This is a genomic window from Lentzea flava, assembly GCF_014648475.1.
Classification (GTDB): Bacteria; Actinomycetota; Actinomycetes; order Mycobacteriales; family Pseudonocardiaceae; genus Lentzea; species Lentzea flava.
This window is the reverse complement of the sequence record NZ_BMRE01000003.1, coordinates 201055-222567: the sequence shown is the minus strand read 5'-3', so window position 1 is coordinate 222567 and position 21513 is coordinate 201055. Positions and strand designations below refer to the sequence as shown.

Here is a 21513-nt window from a genome sequence, read left to right as displayed (position 1 = left end):
GGCGGGTGCCGTTCAAGATCGCGTCCGTCGCGGGGCATCATCCGCGCGGAGGACTCCTTACGGACTAACGGGCCCCTGTGTCACTCCCAGGCGGTGGCCTCCTGTGTAGACGTTCATCGACGTGCCGCGCAGGAACCCGACCAGCGTGACCCCCATCTCCTCGGCCAGGTCGCCGGCGAGCGACGACGGCGCGGACACCGCGGTGAGCACCGGAATCCCGGCCATGACCGCTTTCTGCACGAGTTCGAACGACGCCCGGCCGCTGACCATCAGCACGGTGCTCGTGAGCGGCAGCCGTCCGGTGCGGGTGGCCCAGCCGACGACCTTGTCCACCGCGTTGTGCCGGCCGACGTCCTCGCGCAGGCACAGCAGATTTCCCTTGTCGTCGAACAACCCCGCGGCGTGCAGGCCGCCCGTGCGGTCGAAGACCCGTTGTGCGGCACGGAGTTTCGCGGGGAACTCGGTGATCGTCCTCGGGTCGAGCCTGATCGGGTCGGCCGCCACCTGCCAGGTCGCGGTGGTGCGCACGGCGTCCAGGCTCGCCTTGCCGCACAGCCCGCACGACGACGTGGTGTAGAAGTTGCGCTCGATCGACGGGTCGGGTGGCGCGACGCCGTCTCCGAGTCCGACGTCGAGCACGTTGTAGGTGTTGCCGCCGTCCGCCGTGGCGCCCGCGCAGTAGCGGATCGACGCGATGTCGGACGGGCTGCGCACCACGCCCTCGCTGACCAGGAAGCCCGCGGCGAGGTCGAAGTCGTCACCGGGCGTGCGCATGGTCACGGCGAGCGACCTGCCCCGCACGCGGATCTCCAGCGGTTCCTCGACCGCCAGCGTGTCCGGCCGCGCGGTGGCCGCGTCGTCCACCAGCCGCACCACGCGCCGCCTGCTCGTCACCCGTCCCATCACTTGCCTCCCTGCAGATCGCGACGCACTCGTCGAGCAGGCGCCGCAACACCTCGTCCCCGCTCAACGCCCGCACCGCCCTGGCCACCACCCAGCTGCGCGGCCACCACCCCGGCGCGTCGATCCCGCTCCGGCGCACGCAATGGGCAACCAGTTCGTGTGCGGCCGGCGCGTTGTCCGTGCCGATCATCCTGGTGGCGAACGGCAACAACTTCCTCCGGCCGTCCCTTGTGGACTGGTCGTTGACGCACCGCGCCACACAGGCCAGCACCGGGTGCACGCAGGCGGGCCGGTCCGACCACACCTCGCCCGCGAGCACCGACGTGAGCTCCATCAGGCAACAGCCCTCGGCTGGAGTCCGGTGCCAGCCCCTGGACAGGACGGGCACGCGGTTCACAGCCGCGGCCTTCCCGGCTGCGAGAGGTGACGCGTGAGCACCGCGCCCGCGAGCCCCAGCACCCCGGCCGCGACGAACGCGAACCCAGGGCCCTGCGACGCGAGCACGATCGCCGCGATGAGCGCCCCCGCCGCCTTCGCGGTGTAGAGCACGCCGAAGTTCTGGGCCCCGTTCGTCTCGCCGAAGTACTCCCTGGTGACGCCGACCAGCACCGAGTAGCAGCACCCGGTGCCGAGGCCCGCGAGCGTCGCGCCCAGCAGCAGCCCGGCGACGTTCTGGGAGTACAGCAACACGAACTGCGCGAAACCCCCGGTCGCCAGCGTCCAGACCAGCGCCCTGCGGCGGCCGACCCGGTCGGAGATCCACCCGACCAGCACCCGTCCGGTCCCGGTGGCGGCGGCGAGCGTGGCCAGCGCGACCGCCCCGAGCACCTTGTCACCCACGAACAAAGGCAAGTAGGCCAGGTCGTAGAGCGAAACCGCCGCCGCGAACGCCACACCGCCGTACAGCCACCAGAACGTGCCGCACCGCATCGCTTCGTGCGTCCGGAACTCCTTGAGCGCGAACCGGTTCGGCACCCGCGCCCGGTCCAGGGCCCATTCCCGCGGCCGGACGTGCGGCGGCCACCAGTGCTCGGGCGGGTCCTTCATCACCGCGCCCGCGACGGCCACCACCGCGGTGATCGCGATCGCCGCCGGCGTGAGGAACCCGTCGACGTTCGTGAGCAGGAACCCCGCCGCGAGCACGAACGGCACCGACCCGTACGCGAAGGCACCGCTGACGAACGCGACCTTCCGCGTGACGCGCTCCGGGTACCAGCGGACGATCGTGCCGAGACAGGTCGCGTAGACCAGGCCCGCGCCGACGCCCCCGAGCACCGAATACCCGACGAGCCGGCCCTGCCCGAGCGTCACCAGCCCGGCGCCGCACAGGATCGCGCCGATCCACAGCGCGCCGGTCGGCGTCAGCCTGTTCTGCCGCCGCAACCAGGCCGCCGGAAACGCCGTGCCCGCCTGGCACACGGTCCACAGGGCCAGCGCCCAGAACAGCTCCGGCACACTCCACCGGTCCTGCAGCCGAGGGATCAGCGCCCCGAACCCGTACTGCCCGATGCCGGCCGCGAGCATCGCCGCCCAGGCCGCCCACAACACCGCGCGACGCGACCGCCCCGACACCTCGACGTCGGTCTCCCCCACCCGGTAGAGCCTGCCGACGTGATCACGCACGTAAGTCGCGACTGGCATGCCCTTCACCCCGTTCCGAGGATTGCATACAGTATGAGGTAGGCTATACCACGGGAGCCCTGATGACCATGCCCTGGAATCTCGCCCGCCAGACGGCACGCGAGGCGGTCAAGCCGCTGGAGGCCGTCGAGGTCGCGCTCGCCGACGCGCTGGGCCTCGCCCTTGCGTCCGGGGTGCGGGCCTTGGCGAGTCAGCCGGCCTGTGACACGTCGGCGATGGACGGGTACGCGGTCGCCGGGTCTGGGCCGTGGACTGTCGTGGGGCGGGTGGCTGCCGGTGATCCGGTGCCTGGGGCGACGGGAGCGCCGGTGCCGGGCAGGGCGGCCACCGGTGAGCCGGTGCCGGGGATGATCCGGGCTGGTGAGGCGTTCGGGGTGGCGACGGGAGCGCCGGTGCCGGGCGGGGCGGACTCGGTGGTCCCGGTCGAGGTGTGTTCGGTCGAGGGTTCGCGGCTGCACGGCGAGGCCGTGGTGGGCAAACACATCCGCCGCCGTGGCGAGGACTGGTCAGCCGGCGACGAACTCGTCCCCGCAGGTTCCGCCGTCACCCCTGCCGTGCTGGGCCTGGCGGCGGGCGCGGGCCACGACACCCTCCTGGTCCACCGCCGGCCCCGCGTGGCCGTGGTCGTGACGGGCGACGAACTCCTCCACTCCGGCCCGCCGCGCCCAGGCCGGGTCCGTGACGCGATCGGCCCGATGCTGCCCGGTCTGCTCGCTGGAGCGGACCTGCTCGGCACCGTTCACCTGCGTGACGACCCGTCCGCTCTGACGGATGCGCTGACATCCGCCAGAGCCGACGTCCTCGTCACCTGCGGCGCGACCTCCGTCGGCCCTGCCGATCACTTGCGACGAGTCCTCCACGAACTGGACGCGGACATCCTCGTCAGCGGCGTGGCCTGCCGCCCCGGTCACCCGATGCTGCTCGCCGCCCTCCCCGACGGCCGCCACGTGATCGGCCTGCCGGGCAACCCGTTCGCCGCACTCGCCGCCGCCCTCACCCTGCTCCGCCCCCTGCTCGACACCCTGGGCGGCCACGCGATCCGTCCACCGATCACCGCCACACTGAACGCAGGCGCGCACTCCACAGACACCCGCCTGATCCCGGTCACCAGAACCGGGATCCCGACAGGCCACGACCGGCCAGGCTCGCTGTGGGGCGCCGCGCTGGCCGACGCCCTCGCGGTCATCCCGCCCGGTCACGGCGCCGGCGAGGTCGAGCTACTTCCGTTGTGACACGGGCCAGCAGCCGGTGTACCCCTCCGCCAGGAACCGCGACCCCGCCTCCGACCCGACCACGGACGCCAGCTCACCGAGCTGGCGCCGCACGTCGAAGTCGGTCGCTCCCGGCAGCGCGTGCAGCATGGTCGTCATCCAGTACGAGAAGTGCTGCGCCTTCCACACGCGGTCCAGCGCTCGCGGGCCGTACTCGTCCAGGGCGTCGCCGTCGTTCTTCAGCAGCGCGCGTTCGATGAGCTCCGCCAGCACGCGGACGTCCTGCAGCGCCAGGTTGAGGCCCTTCGCGCCGGTCGGCGGCACCGTGTGGGCGGCGTCGCCCGCGAGCAGCAAAGGGCCGTGGCGCATCGGTTCCGCGACGAATGACCGGAAGCGCAGCACCGTCTTCTCGGTGATCGGACCTTCCTTCAGCGTGAAGCCGTCGGGGCCCGCGACCCGTGCCTGCAGCTCCTCCCAGATCCGGTCGGCCGACCACGAGTCGGGATCGGTCTCCGGGTCGCACTGGAAGTACATGCGCTGGTGGGTCTCGGTGCGCTGGCTGATCAACGCGAACCCGCGCGGCGAGTGCGAGTAGATCAGCTCGGGTGCGCTGCGCGGGGCCTCGGTGATGATCCCGAACCAGGCGAACGGGTACTCGCGGAAGCTGTGGGTGCGCACGGATTCCGGTACCTGAGCTCGGCAGATCGACCGTGAGCCGTCGGCACCGACGAGCAGATCGCAGCGCACCTCCCGGCGGACGCCGTCGCTGTCGGTGAACCGGATCGCGGGCTCGGTGATGTCGACCGCCGTGTCGCTGACGCCGAACCGCACGTCGCCGCCGTCGCGCTCGCGTGCGTTGGCCAGGTCCACGAACACGTCGGTCTGCGGGTACAGCCACACCGACTCGCCCACCAGCGCGCGGAAGTCGATGCGATGGCTCTCGCCGCCGAACCGCAGGTCGATGCCCTCGTGCGGATGTCCGTCGCGCAGCACGCGATCGGACACCCCGGTGTCGACGAGCAACCGGGCGCTGTCGGCCTCCAGAATGCCCGCACGGACGGTGTTCTCGATTTCCAGCCGTGTCCGGAAGTCGACCACGACGCTGTCGATTCCGTTGAGGGACAACAGGTGCGAGAGCATCAGCCCGGCCGGTCCCGCGCCGACGATGCCGACCTGGGTGCGCGTCATGACAGCTCCTCGGTGAGCGGGACGTCCAGCAACGACTGGAGATCGGCGAACTCGACACCGTGCAGGTCGCGCACGACGACGCCGTTCTCGGTGATCAGGAAGGTCGCGAGGTCGGTGTAGACGCGGCTGACGCAGCGCAGCCCGGTGAGCGGGTACGTGCACTCCGGCAGCAGTTTCGGCTTTCCGTCGCGGGTCAGCAGGTTCATCATCACGAACACCTGCTTGGCGCCCACCGCGAGGTCCATCGCGCCACCGACCGCGGGGATCGCGTCGGGTGCCCCGCTGTGCCAGTTCGCGAGGTCGCCCCGCGCCGAGACCTGGTACGCGCCGAGCACGCACACGTCGAGGTGGCCGCCGCGCATCATCGCGAACGAGTCGGCGTGGTGGAAGTACGACGCCCCCGGCAGCTCCGTGACGGGGATCTTGCCGGCGTTGATCAGGTCGAGGTCGACGTCGTCGCCGTGCGCCTGCGGGCCCATCCCGAGCATGCCGTTCTCGGTGTGCAGCACCACTGCGCTGTCCGGCGCGAGGTGGTCAGCGACCTCGGTGGGCTGGCCGATGCCGAGGTTCACGAACGCCCCGGCCGGGATGTCCGCCGCGACCAGCTTCGCGAGCGTCTGCCGGTCGATCATGCCGCACGTCCGATGTGGACGATCCGGTTGACGTAGATGCCCGGCGTGACGACGTGTTCCGGGTCGATCTCCCCGAACTCCTCGACCTGCACGACGGTCGTGGTCGCGGCGGCGGCCATGATCGGCCCGAAGTTCCTGCCCGTCTTGCGGTAGACGAGGTTGCCGAACCGGTCCGCCCGGTGCGCCTTGACGAGCGCCAGGTCGCCCTTGATCGGGTACTCCAGCACGTACCCCTTGCCGTCGATCACGCGGGTTTCCTTGCCCTCCGCCAGCATCGTCCCGTAGCCGGTCGGCGTGAAGAACGCCCCGATGCCCGCGCCACCTGCCCGGATCCGTTCGGCGAGGTTGCCCTGCGGCACCAGGTCGAGCTCGAGCCGCCCGGCCCGGTACGCCTCGTCGAAGTGCCGCGAGTCGACCTGCCGCGGATACGAGCACACGATCTTCACCACCCGCTTCTCCCTGATCAGGGCAGCGATTCCGGTCTCGCCGGAGCCGGCGTTGTTGCTGACCACCGTCAGCTCCTTCGCCCCGCTGTCGAGCAGCGCCTCGATCAGCTGTACGGGCTCCCCGGCAGGCCCGAACCCGCCGATCAGCACGGTCGACCCGTCCGCCGTGTCCGCCACGGCCTCCAGCGCGTTCACGCCTCCTCCTTCAGGGCCTGCCGCGCGACCGAGAACGCGTGGTTGGCAGAGGGAACCCCGCAGTAGATCGCGCTCTGCAGGATCACCTCACCGATCTCCTCGACGCTCAACCCGTTGCGCCGCGCCGCCTTCACGTGCAGCGCGAGTTCTTCCCAATGTCCCCGCGCGATCAACGCCGTCAGCGTGATCGCACTCCGCATCCGCCGGTCCAGCCCCGGCCGCGTCCAGATCTCGCCCCACGCGTACCGCGTGATGAAGTCCTGGAAGTCCCGCGTGAACTCGTCCGGCGCCGCCCGGTCCACGTGCGCGTCCCCGAGCACCTCGCGCCGCACCTTCATGCCGTCGTCGTAGGACACCGCATCTCCTCGATCAACACCGCCGCCACGCCCGCCGGATCCTCTGCGGGCGGCAGGTGCCCGCAGCCCGCGAGCACCCGGTCGGCCGTCTCCGGCGACACCACGACGTCGTGCTCTCCGACCAACACCCGCACGGGCTTCACCGCGTCGCCTGCCCGGTAGCGGCCCAACGCCTCGCACGCCAGCGCGTACGACTCCTGGTCCGCGTCGGCCAACGCCCGCAGCAACGCCCCGGCGACCTGTGGCGCCCGCTCGACGAACCCCGGCGCGAACCACCGCTGCGCCGATCCCTCGACCATCACCGGCGTCCCTGCCCTGCGCACCAGCGCGGCCCGCTCCCGCCACATCGCCGGCTCGCCGATCCGCGGCGCCGCCCCGATGCACACGAGCGTCTCGAACGGACTCCCGGCACGCGTCGCCAGTTCGAACCCGACAGCGCCGCCGAACGACACACCGGCATACGCGACGGGCCTTCCACCGGCCAACGCCTCGACGCGACCTGTCAGCTCGTCGGCGATGTCCTGCACGGTGAACGGCTCCGCGGCCGGTGTGCCGGAGCCGTGGCCGGGCAGATCCCAGCCGATCACCTCGAACCCGCTCAGCGCCCTTGCGCAGTCCCGCCACAGCAGGGCGACGGACGTTCCCAGCGAAGGCCCGACGACCAGCAGCCGCTCCGAGTCCTCCGCACCGGCGAGTCTCGTCAAGGCCAGCGTCACCTCGCCTCCCACCGCTTCAGCACCTCGTCCACGAACGACTCGGCCGCCCCGAGATACGAGGCCGGATCCGTCCCGCCACCCCGCTCGGCCAGCAGCTCGCCGGCGGCGTCGGCGGCCCGGCGCGCCATCACGTCCGCGTGCACCTCGAGCCCCTCGACCAGTTCAGCCGCCTGCGACGCCGCCACGACCGTCAGCTCCAGCAACGCGCGCAACGCCGGCCACTCCGCGTGCCAGGCGCCGTCAGGCCGTTCGTCCACGGCCCGCGCCGAACACAAGTGCAGCTGGGCTCCCAGCTGCGGAGCCTGCAACGCGGCGCTGTTCACCAGCACCGACAACACCGGGTTCCGCTTGTGCGGCATGGTCGACGAGCCACCCCGCCCGGCCACCGCACCCTCGCGCACCTCGCCGATCTCCGGCCGTCCCAGCGTGAGCAGATCCGCGGCCATCACGCCGAGCGCGTCGCACGTGCGCACCAACGCGTCGCCGAGCTTCGTGACCGGAGCGCGGTAGGTGTGCCAGGGCAGGCCGGGCCACACCAGTCCCAGGTGGTCCGCGAACTGGGCGGCAGCCGCGATCGGGTCCACGACCGACGCCGCCTTGGACAACGTCCCTGCCGCACCTCCGCACTGCACCGGCAGGGTGCGCGACACCACGTCCAGTTCGTCGAGGACGTCCAGCACACCCACCAGCCACCGGGCGGCCTTCAGCCCGAACGTGATCGGCACGGCGAACTGCGTCAGCGTCCGCCCGGCCATCACGCTCGACCGGTGCTCGCCGGCCAGCCGGGCGAGCGCCGAGCCCACCAGCCGCAGATCCCCGGACACCCGGCCCAGCACGCGGCGGGCCAGCACCATCAACGCCGTGTCCAGCACGTCCTGACTGGTCAGTCCGGTGTGGACAGTTCCGGTGACCCGTTCCCGCAGGGCCGAGACCAGCGGCAGCACCGGATTGCCCGCCGCCTCGACCTCGACGGGATCCAGCGAGGGCTCCCACGACCCGAGCGAGACCTCGGTCCCGAGCACCCGAGCCCACGCGACCTCGACGTCCAGCATCGCCCTGACCAGCGCGGCGTCCTCCACCAGTCCGGCAGCGCGATACGACCCCGGCAGCACGATCAGGTCCGCGGGAAGGTGAGGAACACCGTCTCGGACGGCCCCTGCAGGTGGATGTCGAACCGGAGACGGCCGTCCGCCTCCCGCGTGGCGATCAGGCCCTCCATCGCGCCGGGGGCGTCCGGCAGGTAGATGCGCGTGAACAACCGGTCGAGCAGCCCGCGGGCGAACACCGTCACCGCGAAGAACGGCAGGCCGGGCTCGACCGTGCTGAACCAGTAGTGCCCTGCCGCGTCCGTGCAGGACCGGCCCCAGCCCGTGAAGGCCGCCCCGCCCCGCCGCAGCGAGCCGCCGACGGCAGGCACCACGCCGGACGCGTCGGCCTGCCGGATCTCGATCATCGCGTCCGGCACGGGGTCCCCGGCGCCGTCGTGGACGTACCCGTGCAGCACCACGGACCCCGCCGAGCCGAAGGGCACCAGCTCGGAGTCGCCGGGATAGGCGAGCGCGTGGTGGAAGAACGGCCCGACCGTCTGGCCAGGGGTTTCAGTCATCGGACGGCTCCAGGTAGGTCGCGTGGCTGCCGGTCAGCACGATGTCCCAGCGGTAGCCGAGCAGCCACTCGTGCTCGGAGTGCTCGTGGTCGTAGGTGGCGATCAGCCGGGACAGCGCGGCCGGGTCGGTGATCGACTGGGCGATCGGGTCCAGCGCCAGCAGCTGGTCGCCGGGGAAGTACATCTGCGTGATCAGTCGTTGGGTGAAGTCGGTGCCGAACAACGAGAAGTGGATGTGCGCGGGACGCCAGGCGTTGTGGTGGTTGCGCCACGGGTAGGGGCCCGGCTTGATCGACGTGAACGAGTACCAGCCGTCGTCGTCGGTGAGGCAGCGGCCGACGCCGGTGAAGTGCGGGTCCAGCGGCGCTGGATGCTGGTCGCCCTGGTGGGAGTAGCGACCGGCGGCGTTGGCCTGCCAGATCTCGACGAGCTGGCGGCGCACCGGGCGGCCGTCGCCGTCGAGCACCCTGCCGTGCACGCGGATGCGTTCGCCGATGGGCTCGCCGCCGCGCTGGATCGTCAGGTCGGCTTCGACCGGCGCGACGTCGGAGTGGCCGAAGACCGGGGCGAGCAGCTCCGCACCCTCGGGGTCGACGAGCCGCAGTTCCTTGGTCGGATGGCGCAGCAGGGTGCTGCGGTAGGGCGGGAAGTCCAGCAGCGGCGCACCCTTCGGTGAGTCGGCCTGGATCTTCGCGATCTCGTCGCTGATCTCGTGCTGGCTGGTCGTCACGGGATCGAACGCTAGGGACGCGCACCGGATCCCGTCGACCACCGGTTTCCACTGAGTGGAAGACCTCAGCCGGTTGTGCAGGCAGCGCCGTTCAGCGTGAAGGCGGTCGGCACCGAGTTGGGGCCGGTCACCGAGCCGTTGAAGCCGAGCGACACCGAACCGTCGGGCACGATCAACGCGGTGTAGCCGGCGTTGGTGACCGTCACGTCCGCGCCGGACTGGGACACCGCGGCGTTCCACATCTGCGTCACGGTCTGCCCGTCGGCGAACCGCCACCGCAGCGTCCAGCCCTCGATCAGCGCACCGCTGACGTTGCGCACCGTCACCTCGGCCTGGAACGCGCCGGGCCATTCACTGTTGACCCGGTACACGACGACACAAATGGGCGCCGGTGGAGGCGGCGTGGTGGAGGTGGACGGAGGTGCGGGTGTCGACTTTGGACATTCCTGCGCCCACAGTCCGAGCTTCGCCTGCTGCGCCTTGGTTTCCGCTTCGACAAGCGGCCCACCGTCCACGCCGGAGGTCCGCAGCATGCCGCTGCGCACGGCCAGCAACGCGAAGTCGGTGCCGTCGGGCAGGAGCAGCGACACTTCCCCCGGCGTGATGCTGGAGACGCGAACTTCCTTGTTCAGCAAGGTCTTGGTCGTGAAGTCCAGCGCGGCGGCGGCAGCGCAGGAGGACGGCTCGGCGAGCGACGAGATGCGCGCACGGGTGCCGTCGGCCAGTTCCACGGTGCGGCCGTCGAGGACGGCACGCACCTTTGTGGACGAACCCGGCTCGGCAGGCGAAGAGGAAGTCGCTCGTGGTGCCGGCGAGGGCTTGCCGTCCTGCGCGGCCGTGCATGCCGCGGTGAACAGGATCAACAGCACCACCAAGTGCTTCCGTGCTGCCATAACGCAAATCTATCCCCGGTGGCAGCGCACGCAATCGCCTGTTCGGAGTTGATCAACTCGGGCGTTCAGAGGCGTGGTTGATCCAAAACAGCGCACGACGGCGCCGACTGTGCGAACGTGAAGAGGCCACAGCCGTTCCGCGGCCGGTTTCCTGCCGTTCACCGGCTCGTGGTGATCAACAGAAAAGATCACGACATCCACGATCCCTGCCGATGGAGGTCTTGAAGTGCAAACCCTGCAACCGCACCGGACTCGTCGTCTGTTCGCCGCTCTCGCCGTCGTCGCGGCCGTGCTCGGCGTGACCACCGCGATCGCACCCGCCGCCGACGCCGCCGTGTACAGCTCCTGCACGCAATCGCGCTGTTCGGCCGCGCGCTCCGCCAACTCGACCTGGGCGTCGATGGGCTACCCGGGCCGCGGCTGGCACGACTGGCCGAACGGGCAGTGCAACTACACCGGTGGCACGTTCTTCAACCGCGAGGGCCAGCTGCCGGCCGGCCACAGCTACCAGGAGCTCGACGTCTACCCGCGGCGCTGCAACGCCTCCCGGGACGCGTACCGGATCGTCGTCGACCACACCACCGGCGTCGTCTACTTCTCGCCGGACCACTACGCGAACTTCTACCGCCTCTGAGAGGACGAACCGGCCGGGGCGCGCGTCCCGGCCGGTTCACCTTCCCAGCGCGTCCAGAACGCGTTCGAGCGAGCTGTCCGGCGTCTCGACAGCCGAGTCGAGCACCAGGTGGGCTTCCTCCCACGGCTCCCACAGGCCGCGCATCCGCTCGACGTGCGCCCAGGGAACCGTTGCGTGCCAACCGGGAATGCCCCGCGACCGGCCTTCGACCCGTTCGCGGTGCAGGCGTTCGTCCGAGCAGACGCACTCGACCCCGACGAACACGCCGCCGAGCCGTCCGGTGAGCTCACGCAGGCGTGCGCGCGCCTCTCGGGTGTGCCCGGCCACGTCGACGACCACGTCGATCCCGAGCTGCACGTGCCGGGCGATCGAGGCGACGACGTTCAGGTCCACCAGCGCCCTCGCGGTCTCGTCGCTCAGCTCGCGGAACGGCGTCATCGTGCCCAGCAGCCAGTCCATCGAGACGATCGGCCACTTCAGGTGGCGGGCGAGCGACTCCGCGAGGGTGCTCTTGCCCGCGCCCGGGATGCCCGCCACCAGCACCACACTGGGGCGCTCGGCGGTCGGCGTGAGGTCGAGGTACTGGGCGTGGGCACGCTCGGTCATACCCCCATCTGAACATCAACCGGGGCCTCCGGTGATCGCTGTTCGCTCTCGGAGCAATCCGCCGTCAACACAGAGTCCTCACGGCGCGTTTCGTAGCCTCGGCACATCGGTTCCGGCGAAAGGGAGTGGGTGTGCGGAGGTTTGCGCTGGTCGCGGCGTTGTTGACGGCGCTGGGCGCATGCACCTCGACTCCGCCCACGCCGGCTCCCACGCCTGAGCCGACGACGAGCACCCCGCCCGTTCAGCGGACCTACGTGTCGATCGGCGACTCCTACGCCACCGGCTTCGCCCCCGGCGGCACCGGGGAGAGCTTCGCCCAGATCCTCGCCAAGCAGTCCGGCCTCGAGCTGGTCAACTTCGCGTGCAACGGCGCCACCTCCGCCGACCTCGCCACGAAACCCGCGTGCGGGCAGGGCGCGGGCGGCAAGACCCAGCTCGACGCGGCCGTGGACACCTTGCGCGCCGGCAGGACCAGCCTCGTCACCATCGTGATCGGCGGCAACGACCTGGCACCGTGCGCGATCGCCCAGGACCCGCTGCAGTGCGCGACCACGACCGTCGCCGGCATCAGGACCAACGTCGCCGCCACGCTCGCCAAGCTCCGCGCGGCCGCGCCGGACGTGAAGATCATCGGCCTCACCTACCCGGACGTCTTCCTCGGCGCGTGGGTGAACCCGTCGATCCCGAACGGCAAGAACATCGCCCGCCTGTCGGTCTCGATGTTCCAGGACTTCAACAGCACGATCGCCGCCGAGTACGCCAAAGCCGGCGCCAAGTTCGCCGACGTCACGAGCACGACCGGCGGCTACGGCGCCCTGACCGACCTCACCCAGGACCCGAAGTACGGCCAGATCCCGGCCTCGGTGGCCAAGGTGTGCACGCTCACCTACTTCTGCGACCGCACCGACGTGCACCCGACGCCCGCCGGCCACCAGGCGATCGCGGACGCCGTCAGCGCCGCCGGTCGCTGAACTCCCTGCGGGGTCGGCCCCGTATTACCCGAAAGACTCTGTCGGTGGACAGCGCCGCCTGACAGGCTCTGGAACCGTTGCCGCAGCGAGGAAGTGTTCGATGACAGTGCTCCCGCAAAGCATGGACGCCCTGCACCGGCTCAGCGACGCCGTCGACGGCTTCCTGCGCAGTGAGAAGGAGTTCAACCTCGGCGATCCCGCGACGCAGATGCTGGTCGGCGGCCGCTTCCGCACTCTCGGCACGCAGATCGGTGCCGCCGCGCTCGCGGGCGTGCCGGACGAGGACATCGCCGCGATCGTCCAGCCGGCCAGGTCCGCGTGCGCGCGTTCACCCTTCATGCGCAGCGAACAGGAATGGGCCCGCGGCTATCCCGGCGACCACCAGCTGGTCGAGCACGTGATGGCCCAGGCCAACGGCGCCGCACCGGGCACGCTCGCCTGGCACGTCGAGGCCAGCCTGCAGCACTCGGCGATCACCCAGCAGCTGCGCAACCGGGTGATGCACCAGGCCAGGCTGATCAGCGACGTGCTCACCGCACCGCGCAACGGCCCGCACTCGGTGCTGCTGATCGCGTCCGGCGCCGCCCCCGACCTGCGGCTCATCCCGCCGGGCATCGTCCGTCCCGGCGACAGGTTCGTGCTCACCGACGTCGACCCGGACGCGTTGTCCCTGGCCCAGAAACGCCTCGGCCTGTTGAACGACTTCACCACCGTCGTGCCGGGCAACGTCTTCCGCGCTCTCGGCCCGCTGGCCGAACTCGGCCCGTTCGACCTCGTCGTGGTGAACGGCCTCTACGACTACCTCAACGACCGCGCGGCTGTTCGGCTGACCGAGGCCGTGCTGACCAGGTTGTGCCGTCCGGGCAGCACGTTCTACTTCTCCTGCACCGCGGTGGGGAACCCGTTCCGGTGGCCGTTGGAATTCCTGATGGAGTGGTCGCTGATCGAGCGCGACGAAGCGGCCGTGCGCGCCCTGCTGCCGGGACGCAACGTGTCCGTCGGCGCCGACCCGACCGGTCTGGCACTGCTCACCCACGTGCGGGTGTGAACCCCTTCATCACCGCAGCCCGTGCGCGATCCGGGCTACGAACGCCACCAGCCGGTCAGGCGTGAACTTCTCCGGATCGGTCAGCACCAGACGGCCGGACATCTCGGCGAGCGCGAGCATCGCGTGTCCCAGCAACGCCGAGTCCAGGTCGTCCAGCCCGCCCAGTTCCTTGAGACCCAGGGCCGCCAGGTCCTCGATCTGGGCGAGCACCCCGGCGCGCACCAGTTCGACCTGCGCCCGGAACTCGCGGGGCGTGCCTTCCGGCGGCAGCAGCACGAGCCGCCACCGGTCCGGAGCCTCGACGACGGCGTTCACGAAGACGCGGACCGCGTCGGCGAACGCGTCGTCCGGTGAGCGGGTCGCGAAGTCGGTCGGGAGAGCGGCCAGGACCTGTTCGGTCGCGCGGGCCGCCTCGCGTTCCAGCAGGGCGCTGATCAGTTCGGCGCGGTTGGCGAAGAGGTCGTAGAGGACGGGTTTGGTCACGGCGGCCTGTTTGGCGACGGATTCCATCGTCACCGTGTCGAAGCCTGCCGGAATCAGGCTCAGGGCGGCGTCCAGCAGCTGCTCGCGGCGCTGTTCGGGTGGCAGGCGGCGGGCGTACTTCCGGCGCGTTGTGCTCACGAACCCATATTGCTACGGTGGCGTAGCTTTCACAAAGCTACGCGGGCGTAGTAATTGGCGGAGGTACGTGATGGAGCCGGACAACCTCGTTCTGCAGCCTCGTGACGTGCGGTTCGACTGGTCGACCCTGCCGATGCACTGGGTGCCGGACGAGCCGGTGGCCACGCACGTCATGAACGTCCTGCACCTGCTGTTGCCCGAAGGCGAGCGGTGGTTCGTGCGAACGTTCCAGCAGGCCGTGCCGTTGATCAGCGACGACACGTTGCGCGAGGACGTGCTCGGCTTCATCGGGCAGGAGGCGATGCACGCCGAGGCGCACAGCGAGGTGCTCGACCACCTGCTCGCGAACGGGCTCGACCCGCGGCCGTTCACGCGGCAGATGGAGCACGTGTTCCGCCGGATCCTCGGGCCCAGGGCCGGGCTCAGCGACGAGCAGGCGCGCGAGCAGCTGATCGAACGGGTCGCGATCGTGGCGGCCGTCGAGCACTTCACGGCCTACCTGGGCGACTGGATGCTGAACGCCGACGCGCTCGACCGCGCCGGCATCCACCCGGTCATGCTGGACCTGCTGCGCTGGCACGCGGCCGAGGAGGTCGAGCACCGCAGCGTCGCGTACGACCTGATGTGCCACCTCGACCGCCGGTACGTGCGCCGGGCGCGGACCATGCTGCTGGTGGCGCCGGTGTTGTTCTGGCTGTGGGTGCGGGGCGCGCGGTTCATGGTCAAGGCCGACAGGACCACGAAGGTGCGGCTGACCTGGCGCGAGGCGATGCGGGCCGGGCGGCGCGGGCTCCTGCCGAAGCTGTCGGAGATCTTCCGGGCGTTCCTGCGGTACTTCCACCCCGCCTACCACCCGAAGCAGGAGGGCTCGACGGCGCAGGCCGTCGCCTATCTCGCGTCCTCCCCCGCCGCCCGCGAGGCGCACTGATGCTGCGAGGGCTCACGAGGTTCGGCACCCTCTACGACGCCGCGGTGCTGCGGATCGGCGGCCGGGCGCGCCCCGGAACGGCGCGGGATGCCTTGTGGCTCACGGTGGTCGGCCGAGAGGAGGTCGCGGACGGCGTCGTCAGCCTGAGGCTCGGCGGACCCGCGCTGCCCGCGTGGCAGCCCGGTTGCCACGTCGACCTGCACCTGCCGTCCGGCCTGCGCCGCCAGTACTCGCTGTGCGGCGACCCGGAGGACGACACGTACCGGATCGCGGTGCGCGCGGTCGGCGCGGGCTCGCGCGAGGTGCAGGCACTCGGCGTCGGCGACCGGATCCAGGTCAGGGGACCGCGCAACGCCTTCCCGTTCGCGGGCATCGGGCCTGTCGTGTTCGTGGCGGGCGGCATCGGGATCACGCCGATCCTGCCGATGGTCCACGCGGCCGCGCGGGCGGGCCTCGACTGGCGGCTCGTCTACTGCGGCCGGTCGACCACAGCCATGCCGTTCCTGGACGAACTGCCGATCGGCCGGGTCGACATCAGGATCGGGCGCGGCGGACCGCTCCTGACCGACGCGGACCCGAACGGCGCCGTCTACTGCTGCGGCCCGGCATCGATGCTCGCCCAGGTGCGGGAGGAGTTCTCCTCGCGCTGGCTGCACTTCGAGCGCTTCAGCCCGCCGCCGATCGTCGGCGGGCGGCCGTTCACGGTGGAACTGCGGCGCAGCGGGGTATCCCTGCACGTACCCGCCGACCGGTCGGCGCTGGACGTGATCAGAGACTTCCGGCCGTCGGTCGCCTACTCGTGCCGGCAGGGGTTCTGCGGCACGTGCGACGTCGGCGGCGTGCGGATCTGCGTGGACAGGCCAACCGGTGACCGGCTCGTCGTGGAGGAACTGTGAACGTGCGCTCCGGAGAAGTCGACCTCGCCGTCCAGGTGCGCGGCACGAGCGGCCCGACGGTCGTGCTCGTGCACGGCTATCCCGACACGCACACCGTGTGGGACAGGGTCGCGGCGATCCTGGAGAAGGACTTCCGGGTCGTCACCTACGACGTGCGCGGGGCCGGCGAGTCGACACCACCGTCCACTGAGGACGGTTACCGGCTCGAACACCTGGCGCGGGACCTGTTCGCGGTGATCGACGCGGTCAGCCCCGACGAACCGGTGCACCTGGTCGGCCACGACTGGGGCTCGATCCAGTCGTGGGAGGCGGTGACCGAGCCGGGAGCGCGGATCGCCACGTTCACCTCGATCTCCGGGCCGTGCCTCGACCACATGGGCCACTGGTCGCGCCAACGCCTGTCGATCGCTCACCTCCGGCAGTTCCTGGGGTCCTGGTACATCGGCACGTTCCACCTGCCGGTGCTCGCGCCGCTGTTCTGGCGCCTCTACCTCGGCCCGCGCTGGGGAGGCGTGCTCCGGCGCATGGAGGGCGTCAGGACGACGCCCGCGCCCACGATCACCAGGGACGCGGTGCGCGGAATCGCGTTGTACCGGGCCAACATCCGGCGGGTCATGCGCGCACCGCGACACCGCCACGCGCCCATGCCGGTGCAGGTGATCCAGCCGACCCGCGACCGCTTCATCCAGACCGGTCCCCTCGACCTGGAGCGCTGGGTGCCGTCGCTGCGCAGGCGCAGGATCGTGGCAGGGCACTGGGCCCCGCTCAGCCACCCGGAACCGCTCGCCAGGATGATCAGCGAGTTCATCACGGACTCCGCTCCCCCGCGCGAGCTCGTCGTGATCACCGGTGGCGGCAGCGGCATCGGCAGGGCGACCGCGGTGGCGTTCGCCGAGACCGGCGCGAAGGTCGTGGTGTCCGATGTGGACTTCACGGCGGCCAAGGCCACCGCCGAGATGATCGACGGCCACGCCTACGAGGTCGACGTGCGCGACGAGGCGGCGGTGAGGGCCTGGGCCCGGCAGGTCGCCGACGAGCACGGCGTGCCGGACGTGGTCGTGAACAACGCCGGCATCGGGCACTCCGGGTCGTTCCTGTCGACGTCGACCGAGCAGTGGCAACGGGTGCTGGACGTCAACCTGTGGGGCGTCGTGCACGGTTGCCGTGCATTCGGCGAACTGATGGTGGAACGCGGAGAGGGCGGTCACATCGTGAACCTGTCCTCGGCGGCGGCCTACACGCCGTCGAAGATCCTCTCCGCGTACGCGACCAGCAAAGCCGCGGTGTTCATGCTGTCGGACTGCCTGCGGGCAGAGCTCGCGCCGCACGCCATCGGCGTCAGCGCGATCTGTCCCGGCCTGGTGAACACGAACATCACGGCCACCACGACGTTCTCCGGCGTGAGCGCCGAGGAGCAGAGCCGCAAGCAGGCCCGCGCGTCCCGCCTCTACGCCCGCCGCGGCTTCGGCCCCGAGGGTGTGGCGCGCGAGATCGTGCGCGCGGTTCGCCGCAACCGTCCCGTGGTGCCGGTGACGGCGGAGGCGAAGGCGGCACGACTCGCCAGCCGTGCGGCGCCGGGCCTGCTGCGCGCGTTCGCCAAGCTAGACGTCGGCTAGCTCCCCGCCGAACGCGGCGGCGAGCCGGAGCCAGGGCGCGGCCTCCTCCGGCCTGCCCTGCCGCTCCAGCGTGCGTCCGAGCAGCAGGTGCGCGTAGTGCTCGACCGGGTCGCGGTCCACGATCACGCGGAGCTGCGCCTCGGCCTTCCCGAGCTGCGCCGAGTGGTAGTAGGCGCGGGCCAGCAGCAGGCAGAGGTCCGTCTGGAACGGCACTTCCTCGACGATCCCGGCCAGCAGCTGCGCGGCCCTGGTGTAGTCCTTGGCGGCGAACAGCAGTTGTGCTCGTTCCCACCGCTCGGCCGTCGTCTCGACGTGATCGGTGTCGAACAGGTGCGTCGCGGTGACCCAGCGGTCGGCCGCGACCTCACCGTTCGCCTGGTACTCGGTGAAGTTGTCCCTCATCGAACCTCCCTTCCGGACGACTGCAACGTCGCCCGGCGGGAGGTATTCCCGTGCCGCTACCAGGCCTCGTCGCGCATGATCGGCCGGTCCGTCTCCTCCTCGCGCGGCTCCGGCCGACGTGAACGTGCGGGCGGCGGCGCGGGCGGTTCCGGCAGCAGCGGGGGCATCTGCTTGACCAGCCCCTCGTTGTGCAGCTGGGTGTAGGTGCGCCGCACGGCGGCTCGCGGACCGGCCGCCGCCTGCTGCGTCACGGACGTGATCAGCGCCGCGAGCTCGCGCGGGTCCAGCCGGTGCACGCCCGGCGCGAGGAACAGCGACGTCAGCATGCCGCCCGCGTCGACACGAGCCCGCACCAGACCGTCCGGAGAGGACGCTTCGCCGGTCTCGGTCACCGACTGCCGTTCCGCCGCGTGCAACGCCTCCCGGCGGCGCTTCGCCTTCTCCAGCAGGAAAGCGCCCTGGGCCACCAGATCCTGCGGCGAGGTCATCGCATCACCTGCTCCGGGTAGACGTCCAGGCCGGTCTCGTCGTCGATGTCGCTGTCCGGACCGGTGTCCTTCGGCGGCTGCTCGACCAGCGGGCCGCCCGGTGCGGGCAGCTGGTGGCCGCGCTGGTACTCCTCGGGCAGCCCGAAGTCCTTCGGGTCGAAGCTCGGCGCCGTCACGATCTCCGGACGCGGGGGCCGCGTCTCCTCCATGTGCGACCCGATCATCGACTCGGTCACGGCGCGGAAACCCGCCTCGATCTTCTTGCGCGCGTGGCGCACCTCTTCGATGATCTGCTCGCCCTGATCCACCATGCTCGCCAGGACGTGGAACTCGTCGGACGCCCCGATCTGCTCCATCGAGACGCCGATGGTGCCGGACAGCGCCTCGACCGCCAGTCCCGTCGCGGCGCCGCCGGTCACCACGGAGCCGATCGCGGCGACGAAGGCGGTCGCGATCGCCAGGCTGATCTTGAGCTGGGCCTGTTCCGCCGCCTCGAGGCCGGAGAAGACGCGCTGCACCATGGCCACCACGTCCTTGCGCATCGCGACGACCAGGCCGCGGTAGGCCTCCACCAGGACGGCGATCGCGTCGAGGGCGTCCTCGTACCTCCTGATCGCCAGGGTCATGGAGTTCAGGTACACCTCGAACTGCTCCGCCGCGGCTCCGTGCCACTCGCCGACGTAGGTCTTCACGTCCGCGAGGTGCTTCTCCTTCACCGCGATCATCAGGTCACGGCCGGCGCGCATCGCCTTGGCGATCTCGTCGGCCGGGTGCTGGGACCCGGAGGCGAAGAGCCGGAACATCTCCTCCATGCGCGGGATGTAGTTCGGGAGCTGGTCCTCTTCACCCTCGAAGTCCGCGTAGACGGAGAGAAGCTGCATCATCGCCGGGCCGAGCTGCTCGACGGCCCGGCGCCACTCGCCGTCGTCCTCGACGTTCGCGTCGAAGTGCCCCTCGAAACTCATGCCTGACCATCCGCCTCTCGGTACCTCTGGGCGATCTCGCGCAGGGCGCCGGCGGCGAGCCGCACGGTCTCGCTGTTGTCCGCCGCCAGGCGCTTCATGAACTCGGCGGTGATCCGGAACTCGGTGCCGACCTGGTCGAACAGGTACCTGCCACCGGGCCCGTGGTCGTCGCCGCTGAGGAAGGCCTCGTTCTCCTTCTCCAGGGCGCCCGAGATCCACCCGTGCACCGAGTCGAGCGAACCCGCGACGTGCGATTCCAGCGTCTTCGCGGCCTCAACGAGGTTGGTCACTTCGACGGCGAATCCATCCATGGCCGCAAACTAGCGCCAATGGGTAGATCAACTTCGCAGATCAGCGGAAATGGGCACGAACCGGTGGTCCTGCCAGATCCGCCGGGACTCCTCCTCTGGGTACGCGGTCACCTGGTCCTCGACGTCGAAGACCCGCGTCAGGCGATCGGCCGAGTAGGCGGGCCAGCCGGGATCGCCGCTGGTCGCGAACGCCGTCCACGCGCCACGCAGGCGGTCCGACAGTGCCTGCGCTTCCGGCGTCACGTCACCGATCAGCATCGCGGGCTGCCCGCGGTCGAGGTTGCCGAACATCAGCGGCACGTCGAGACCGTGGCACGCGCCCAGCACGCCGCCCATGCCGGGCGCGGGCCAGGCCAGCACGTACACGTGAGCCTTGCCTCCCGCCGCGACCTGGGCCTCCGCCAGCCGCAACGACGGCATCCGGAACAGCCAGTCCGAGCAGACCAGCTCGTACAGCTCGTCCGGGCCCGCGTCCGGGAAGCTCTCGCGGTAGCGGCGGGCGCCGTCCCTGCCGGGCGCGAAGACGTCCAGCGCGGTGGCCGCGTGCTCCTCGGTCACCTCGCCGAGCATGCCGTCGATCATGGTGAGGATGCGCTGCTCGTGCCGCGTGTGGCCGACGATCAGCTCGACGTCCTTCGCCGCGCCGGCGGCGACCGCCTCCCACGGGGTGACCGGGAGGATCTCGCCGTCGACGACCGGCGCGAACGGGACCTGCTTGTGCGCCGCCTGGCCCCACCGCCCGGTGAACTGCCCGATCTTGGCCAGGATCTCGTCGCACACGGTCGCGAGCAGCTCCGGCTCCACAGTGGACAGTTCGGCGGGCAGCAGGCCCAGTTCGGCGGCGCAGGCGGCCGCGACGTCCGCGGCCAGCTCCGGCGTGAAGAACGGGCCGGGCACGCTGCAGGCGATCGCGCGGTGGAAGAGCCCTGCCGCACGCGGCATCGCGAGCAGGGCGGCGACCGAGCCACCGCCCGCGGACTGGCCGAAGATCGTGACCCGGCCGGGGTCGCCGCCGAACGCGCTGATGTTGTCGCGCACCCACTCCAGGGCGGCGACCTGGTCCAGCAGGCCCCGGTTCGGCGGCGCGCCCTCGACGTGCGCGAAGCCCTCGATGCCGACGCGGTAGTTGAACGTCACGACCACCACGCCGTCCTCGGTGAGGCGCGTGCCGTCGTACTCGGGGAGGCCGGAGGTGCCGAACACGTAGGCACCGCCCTGGATCCACACCATGACGGGGAGATCAGCGGTGATGTCCGGCGACCAGACGTTCACGGTGAGCCAGTCGTCACCGACGGCGCCCATCCGGTCCATGCCGAAGATGCCCGGCTGCGGTGGCGGCGGTCCGAAGGCCAGCGCCTCCCGCACGCCCTCCCACTCGGGCGCCGGGTGGGGTGCGGCGAAGCGCAGAGCACCGACCGGGGGCGCGGCGAACGGGATGCCGCGGAACACCGCGACGCCCGATTCCATCGCGCCCCGAACCATTCCGCCGCTGACTCGAACCTCGACCATG

25 protein-coding genes are annotated in these 21513 nt (G+C 71.0%); 7 read left to right on the top strand and 18 right to left on the bottom strand.

All coding sequences use genetic code 11. The annotated features are described in order from the left end of the window. Positions 1–57: 57 nt before the first annotated feature. Complete coding sequence (gene fdhD / locus IEZ09_RS07740) at positions 58–903, bottom strand: formate dehydrogenase accessory sulfurtransferase FdhD (protein ID WP_189252895.1); 846 nt, start codon at positions 901–903, stop codon at positions 58–60. A gap of 393 nt (positions 904–1296) precedes the next feature. Beyond that, a complete protein-coding gene (locus IEZ09_RS07735) occupies positions 1297–2544 on the bottom strand; it encodes an MFS transporter (protein WP_189252894.1) in 1248 nt (415 codons plus the stop codon). 62 nt (positions 2545–2606) lie between these two features. Between IEZ09_RS07735 and IEZ09_RS07730 the strand changes: the two genes are divergently transcribed. Further along, positions 2607–3776, top strand: coding sequence for a molybdopterin molybdotransferase MoeA (locus tag IEZ09_RS07730; protein ID WP_189252893.1), 1170 nt, complete (start codon positions 2607–2609; stop codon positions 3774–3776). Here IEZ09_RS07730 and IEZ09_RS07725 read toward each other — a convergent pair. From IEZ09_RS07725 to IEZ09_RS46275, 9 genes are all read right to left on the bottom strand, one after another. Next, complete coding sequence (locus IEZ09_RS07725; protein WP_189252892.1) at positions 3762–4943, bottom strand: 4-hydroxybenzoate 3-monooxygenase; 1182 nt, start codon at positions 4941–4943, stop codon at positions 3762–3764. The two genes, IEZ09_RS07730 and IEZ09_RS07725, sit on opposite strands and share 15 nt — an antisense overlap. Continuing rightward, complete coding sequence (locus IEZ09_RS07720) at positions 4940–5575, bottom strand: 3-oxoacid CoA-transferase subunit B (protein ID WP_189252891.1); 636 nt, start codon at positions 5573–5575, stop codon at positions 4940–4942. Before IEZ09_RS07720 ends, IEZ09_RS07725 begins: the two co-directional genes overlap by 4 nt. Beyond that, complete coding sequence (locus IEZ09_RS07715; protein WP_189252890.1) at positions 5572–6216, bottom strand: 3-oxoacid CoA-transferase subunit A; 645 nt, start codon at positions 6214–6216, stop codon at positions 5572–5574. Before IEZ09_RS07715 ends, IEZ09_RS07720 begins: the two co-directional genes overlap by 4 nt. Beyond that, positions 6213–6554, bottom strand: coding sequence for a carboxymuconolactone decarboxylase family protein (locus IEZ09_RS07710; protein WP_189252988.1), 342 nt, complete (start codon positions 6552–6554; stop codon positions 6213–6215). Before IEZ09_RS07710 ends, IEZ09_RS07715 begins: the two co-directional genes overlap by 4 nt. Further along, complete coding sequence (locus IEZ09_RS07705) at positions 6551–7288, bottom strand: alpha/beta fold hydrolase (RefSeq protein WP_189252889.1); 738 nt, start codon at positions 7286–7288, stop codon at positions 6551–6553. The genes IEZ09_RS07710 and IEZ09_RS07705 overlap by 4 nt, the downstream gene beginning before the upstream one ends. Next, entirely contained in the window at positions 7285–8400 is a 1116-nt protein-coding gene (locus IEZ09_RS07700; RefSeq protein ID WP_229812329.1) for a lyase family protein, read from the bottom strand. Before IEZ09_RS07700 ends, IEZ09_RS07705 begins: the two co-directional genes overlap by 4 nt. 2 nt (positions 8401–8402) lie before the next feature. Next, a complete protein-coding gene (locus tag IEZ09_RS07695; protein WP_189252888.1) occupies positions 8403–8894 on the bottom strand; it encodes a dioxygenase family protein in 492 nt (163 codons plus the stop codon). Continuing rightward, positions 8887–9624, bottom strand: coding sequence for a protocatechuate 3,4-dioxygenase subunit beta (gene pcaH, locus IEZ09_RS07690; RefSeq protein WP_189252887.1), 738 nt, complete (start codon positions 9622–9624; stop codon positions 8887–8889). The genes IEZ09_RS07695 and pcaH overlap by 8 nt, the downstream gene beginning before the upstream one ends. A 65-nt stretch (positions 9625–9689) precedes the next feature. Next, positions 9690–10517 (bottom strand): cellulose binding domain-containing protein, encoded by an 828-nt coding sequence (locus tag IEZ09_RS46275; RefSeq protein WP_229812328.1) that lies wholly within the window; start codon positions 10515–10517, stop codon positions 9690–9692. 226 nt (positions 10518–10743) lie between these two features. On the opposite strand from IEZ09_RS46275, the gene IEZ09_RS07680 reads away from it, so the two are divergent. Next, complete coding sequence (locus tag IEZ09_RS07680; RefSeq protein ID WP_189252886.1) at positions 10744–11151, top strand: ribonuclease domain-containing protein; 408 nt, start codon at positions 10744–10746, stop codon at positions 11149–11151. Between the two features lie 36 nt (positions 11152–11187). On the opposite strand, the gene IEZ09_RS07675 is transcribed toward IEZ09_RS07680, so the two are convergent. After that, positions 11188–11757: a P-loop nucleotide/nucleoside kinase family protein gene (locus IEZ09_RS07675; RefSeq protein WP_189252885.1), complete on the bottom strand. Its 570-nt coding sequence runs from the start codon at positions 11755–11757 to the stop codon at positions 11188–11190. Between the two features lie 131 nt (positions 11758–11888). Between IEZ09_RS07675 and IEZ09_RS07670 the strand changes: the two genes are divergently transcribed. Both IEZ09_RS07670 and IEZ09_RS07665 read left to right on the top strand, forming a co-directional pair. Continuing rightward, positions 11889–12728: an SGNH/GDSL hydrolase family protein gene (locus IEZ09_RS07670; RefSeq protein WP_189252884.1), complete on the top strand. Its 840-nt coding sequence runs from the start codon at positions 11889–11891 to the stop codon at positions 12726–12728. Positions 12729–12828: 100 nt separating this feature from the next. Beyond that, entirely contained in the window at positions 12829–13776 is a 948-nt protein-coding gene (locus IEZ09_RS07665; protein WP_189252883.1) for a class I SAM-dependent methyltransferase, read from the top strand. Positions 13777–13785: 9 nt separating this feature from the next. On the opposite strand, the gene IEZ09_RS07660 is transcribed toward IEZ09_RS07665, so the two are convergent. Continuing rightward, on the bottom strand, positions 13786–14397 hold the full coding sequence (locus tag IEZ09_RS07660) for a TetR/AcrR family transcriptional regulator (protein ID WP_189252882.1): 612 nt from the start codon (positions 14395–14397) through the stop codon (positions 13786–13788). A 70-nt stretch (positions 14398–14467) separates the two neighbouring features. On the opposite strand from IEZ09_RS07660, the gene IEZ09_RS07655 reads away from it, so the two are divergent. The 3 genes from IEZ09_RS07655 to IEZ09_RS07645 are packed head-to-tail and all read left to right on the top strand — an operon-like array spanning position 14468 to position 17837. Then, the gene (locus tag IEZ09_RS07655) at positions 14468–15325 is read left to right on the top strand and encodes a metal-dependent hydrolase (RefSeq protein ID WP_189252881.1); all 858 of its coding nucleotides are present in this window, start codon (positions 14468–14470) and stop codon (positions 15323–15325) included. After that, the gene (locus IEZ09_RS07650; protein ID WP_189252880.1) at positions 15325–16221 is read left to right on the top strand and encodes a PDR/VanB family oxidoreductase; all 897 of its coding nucleotides are present in this window, start codon (positions 15325–15327) and stop codon (positions 16219–16221) included. Before IEZ09_RS07655 ends, IEZ09_RS07650 begins: the two co-directional genes overlap by 1 nt. Further along, complete coding sequence (locus IEZ09_RS07645) at positions 16218–17837, top strand: SDR family oxidoreductase (protein WP_189252879.1); 1620 nt, start codon at positions 16218–16220, stop codon at positions 17835–17837. The genes IEZ09_RS07650 and IEZ09_RS07645 overlap by 4 nt, the downstream gene beginning before the upstream one ends. Here IEZ09_RS07645 and IEZ09_RS07640 read toward each other — a convergent pair. From IEZ09_RS07640 to IEZ09_RS07620, 5 genes are read right to left on the bottom strand one after another with little or no spacing between them, the layout of a single operon-like run. Further along, positions 17823–18239: a tetratricopeptide repeat protein gene (locus IEZ09_RS07640; protein WP_189252878.1), complete on the bottom strand. Its 417-nt coding sequence runs from the start codon at positions 18237–18239 to the stop codon at positions 17823–17825. The two genes, IEZ09_RS07645 and IEZ09_RS07640, sit on opposite strands and share 15 nt — an antisense overlap. A gap of 56 nt (positions 18240–18295) precedes the next feature. Continuing rightward, a complete protein-coding gene (locus tag IEZ09_RS07635; RefSeq protein WP_189252877.1) occupies positions 18296–18727 on the bottom strand; it encodes a YbaB/EbfC family nucleoid-associated protein in 432 nt (143 codons plus the stop codon). Next, complete coding sequence (locus IEZ09_RS07630) at positions 18724–19692, bottom strand: hypothetical protein (RefSeq protein ID WP_189252876.1); 969 nt, start codon at positions 19690–19692, stop codon at positions 18724–18726. Before IEZ09_RS07630 ends, IEZ09_RS07635 begins: the two co-directional genes overlap by 4 nt. Next, positions 19689–19982, bottom strand: coding sequence for a hypothetical protein (locus IEZ09_RS07625; RefSeq protein ID WP_189252875.1), 294 nt, complete (start codon positions 19980–19982; stop codon positions 19689–19691). Before IEZ09_RS07625 ends, IEZ09_RS07630 begins: the two co-directional genes overlap by 4 nt. Before the next feature lie 48 nt (positions 19983–20030). Then, positions 20031–21512, bottom strand: a complete 1482-nt coding sequence (locus IEZ09_RS07620) for a carboxylesterase/lipase family protein (RefSeq protein ID WP_189252874.1) — start codon at positions 21510–21512, stop codon at positions 20031–20033. Position 21513 lies beyond the last annotated feature (1 nt).

What these genes read in the sequence shown, in the direction of transcription:
- IEZ09_RS07640 (WP_189252878.1), bottom strand. Translation starts at nt 18,239, where the DNA reads ATGAGGGACAACTTCACCGAGTACCAGGCGAACGGTGAGGTCGCGGCC.
- IEZ09_RS07620 (WP_189252874.1), bottom strand. Translation starts at nt 21,512, where the DNA reads ATGGTCGAGGTTCGAGTCAGCGGCGGAATGGTTCGGGGCGCGATGGAA.
- IEZ09_RS07710 (WP_189252988.1), bottom strand. Translation starts at nt 6,554, where the DNA reads ATGAAGGTGCGGCGCGAGGTGCTCGGGGACGCGCACGTGGACCGGGCG.
- IEZ09_RS07675 (WP_189252885.1), bottom strand. Translation starts at nt 11,757, where the DNA reads ATGACCGAGCGTGCCCACGCCCAGTACCTCGACCTCACGCCGACCGCC.
- IEZ09_RS07630 (WP_189252876.1), bottom strand. Translation starts at nt 19,692, where the DNA reads ATGAGTTTCGAGGGGCACTTCGACGCGAACGTCGAGGACGACGGCGAG.
- IEZ09_RS07650 (WP_189252880.1), top strand. Translation starts at nt 15,325, where the DNA reads ATGCTGCGAGGGCTCACGAGGTTCGGCACCCTCTACGACGCCGCGGTG.
- IEZ09_RS46275 (WP_229812328.1), bottom strand. Translation starts at nt 10,517, where the DNA reads ATGGCAGCACGGAAGCACTTGGTGGTGCTGTTGATCCTGTTCACCGCG.
- IEZ09_RS07720 (WP_189252891.1), bottom strand. Translation starts at nt 5,575, where the DNA reads ATGATCGACCGGCAGACGCTCGCGAAGCTGGTCGCGGCGGACATCCCG.
- IEZ09_RS07635 (WP_189252877.1), bottom strand. Translation starts at nt 18,727, where the DNA reads ATGACCTCGCCGCAGGATCTGGTGGCCCAGGGCGCTTTCCTGCTGGAG.
- IEZ09_RS07695 (WP_189252888.1), bottom strand. Translation starts at nt 8,894, where the DNA reads ATGACTGAAACCCCTGGCCAGACGGTCGGGCCGTTCTTCCACCACGCG.
- IEZ09_RS07655 (WP_189252881.1), top strand. Translation starts at nt 14,468, where the DNA reads ATGGAGCCGGACAACCTCGTTCTGCAGCCTCGTGACGTGCGGTTCGAC.
- IEZ09_RS07735 (WP_189252894.1), bottom strand. Translation starts at nt 2,544, where the DNA reads ATGCCAGTCGCGACTTACGTGCGTGATCACGTCGGCAGGCTCTACCGG.
- IEZ09_RS07730 (WP_189252893.1), top strand. Translation starts at nt 2,607, where the DNA reads ATGACCATGCCCTGGAATCTCGCCCGCCAGACGGCACGCGAGGCGGTC.
- fdhD (WP_189252895.1), bottom strand. Translation starts at nt 903, where the DNA reads ATGGGACGGGTGACGAGCAGGCGGCGCGTGGTGCGGCTGGTGGACGAC.
- IEZ09_RS07665 (WP_189252883.1), top strand. Translation starts at nt 12,829, where the DNA reads ATGACAGTGCTCCCGCAAAGCATGGACGCCCTGCACCGGCTCAGCGAC.
- IEZ09_RS07725 (WP_189252892.1), bottom strand. Translation starts at nt 4,943, where the DNA reads ATGACGCGCACCCAGGTCGGCATCGTCGGCGCGGGACCGGCCGGGCTG.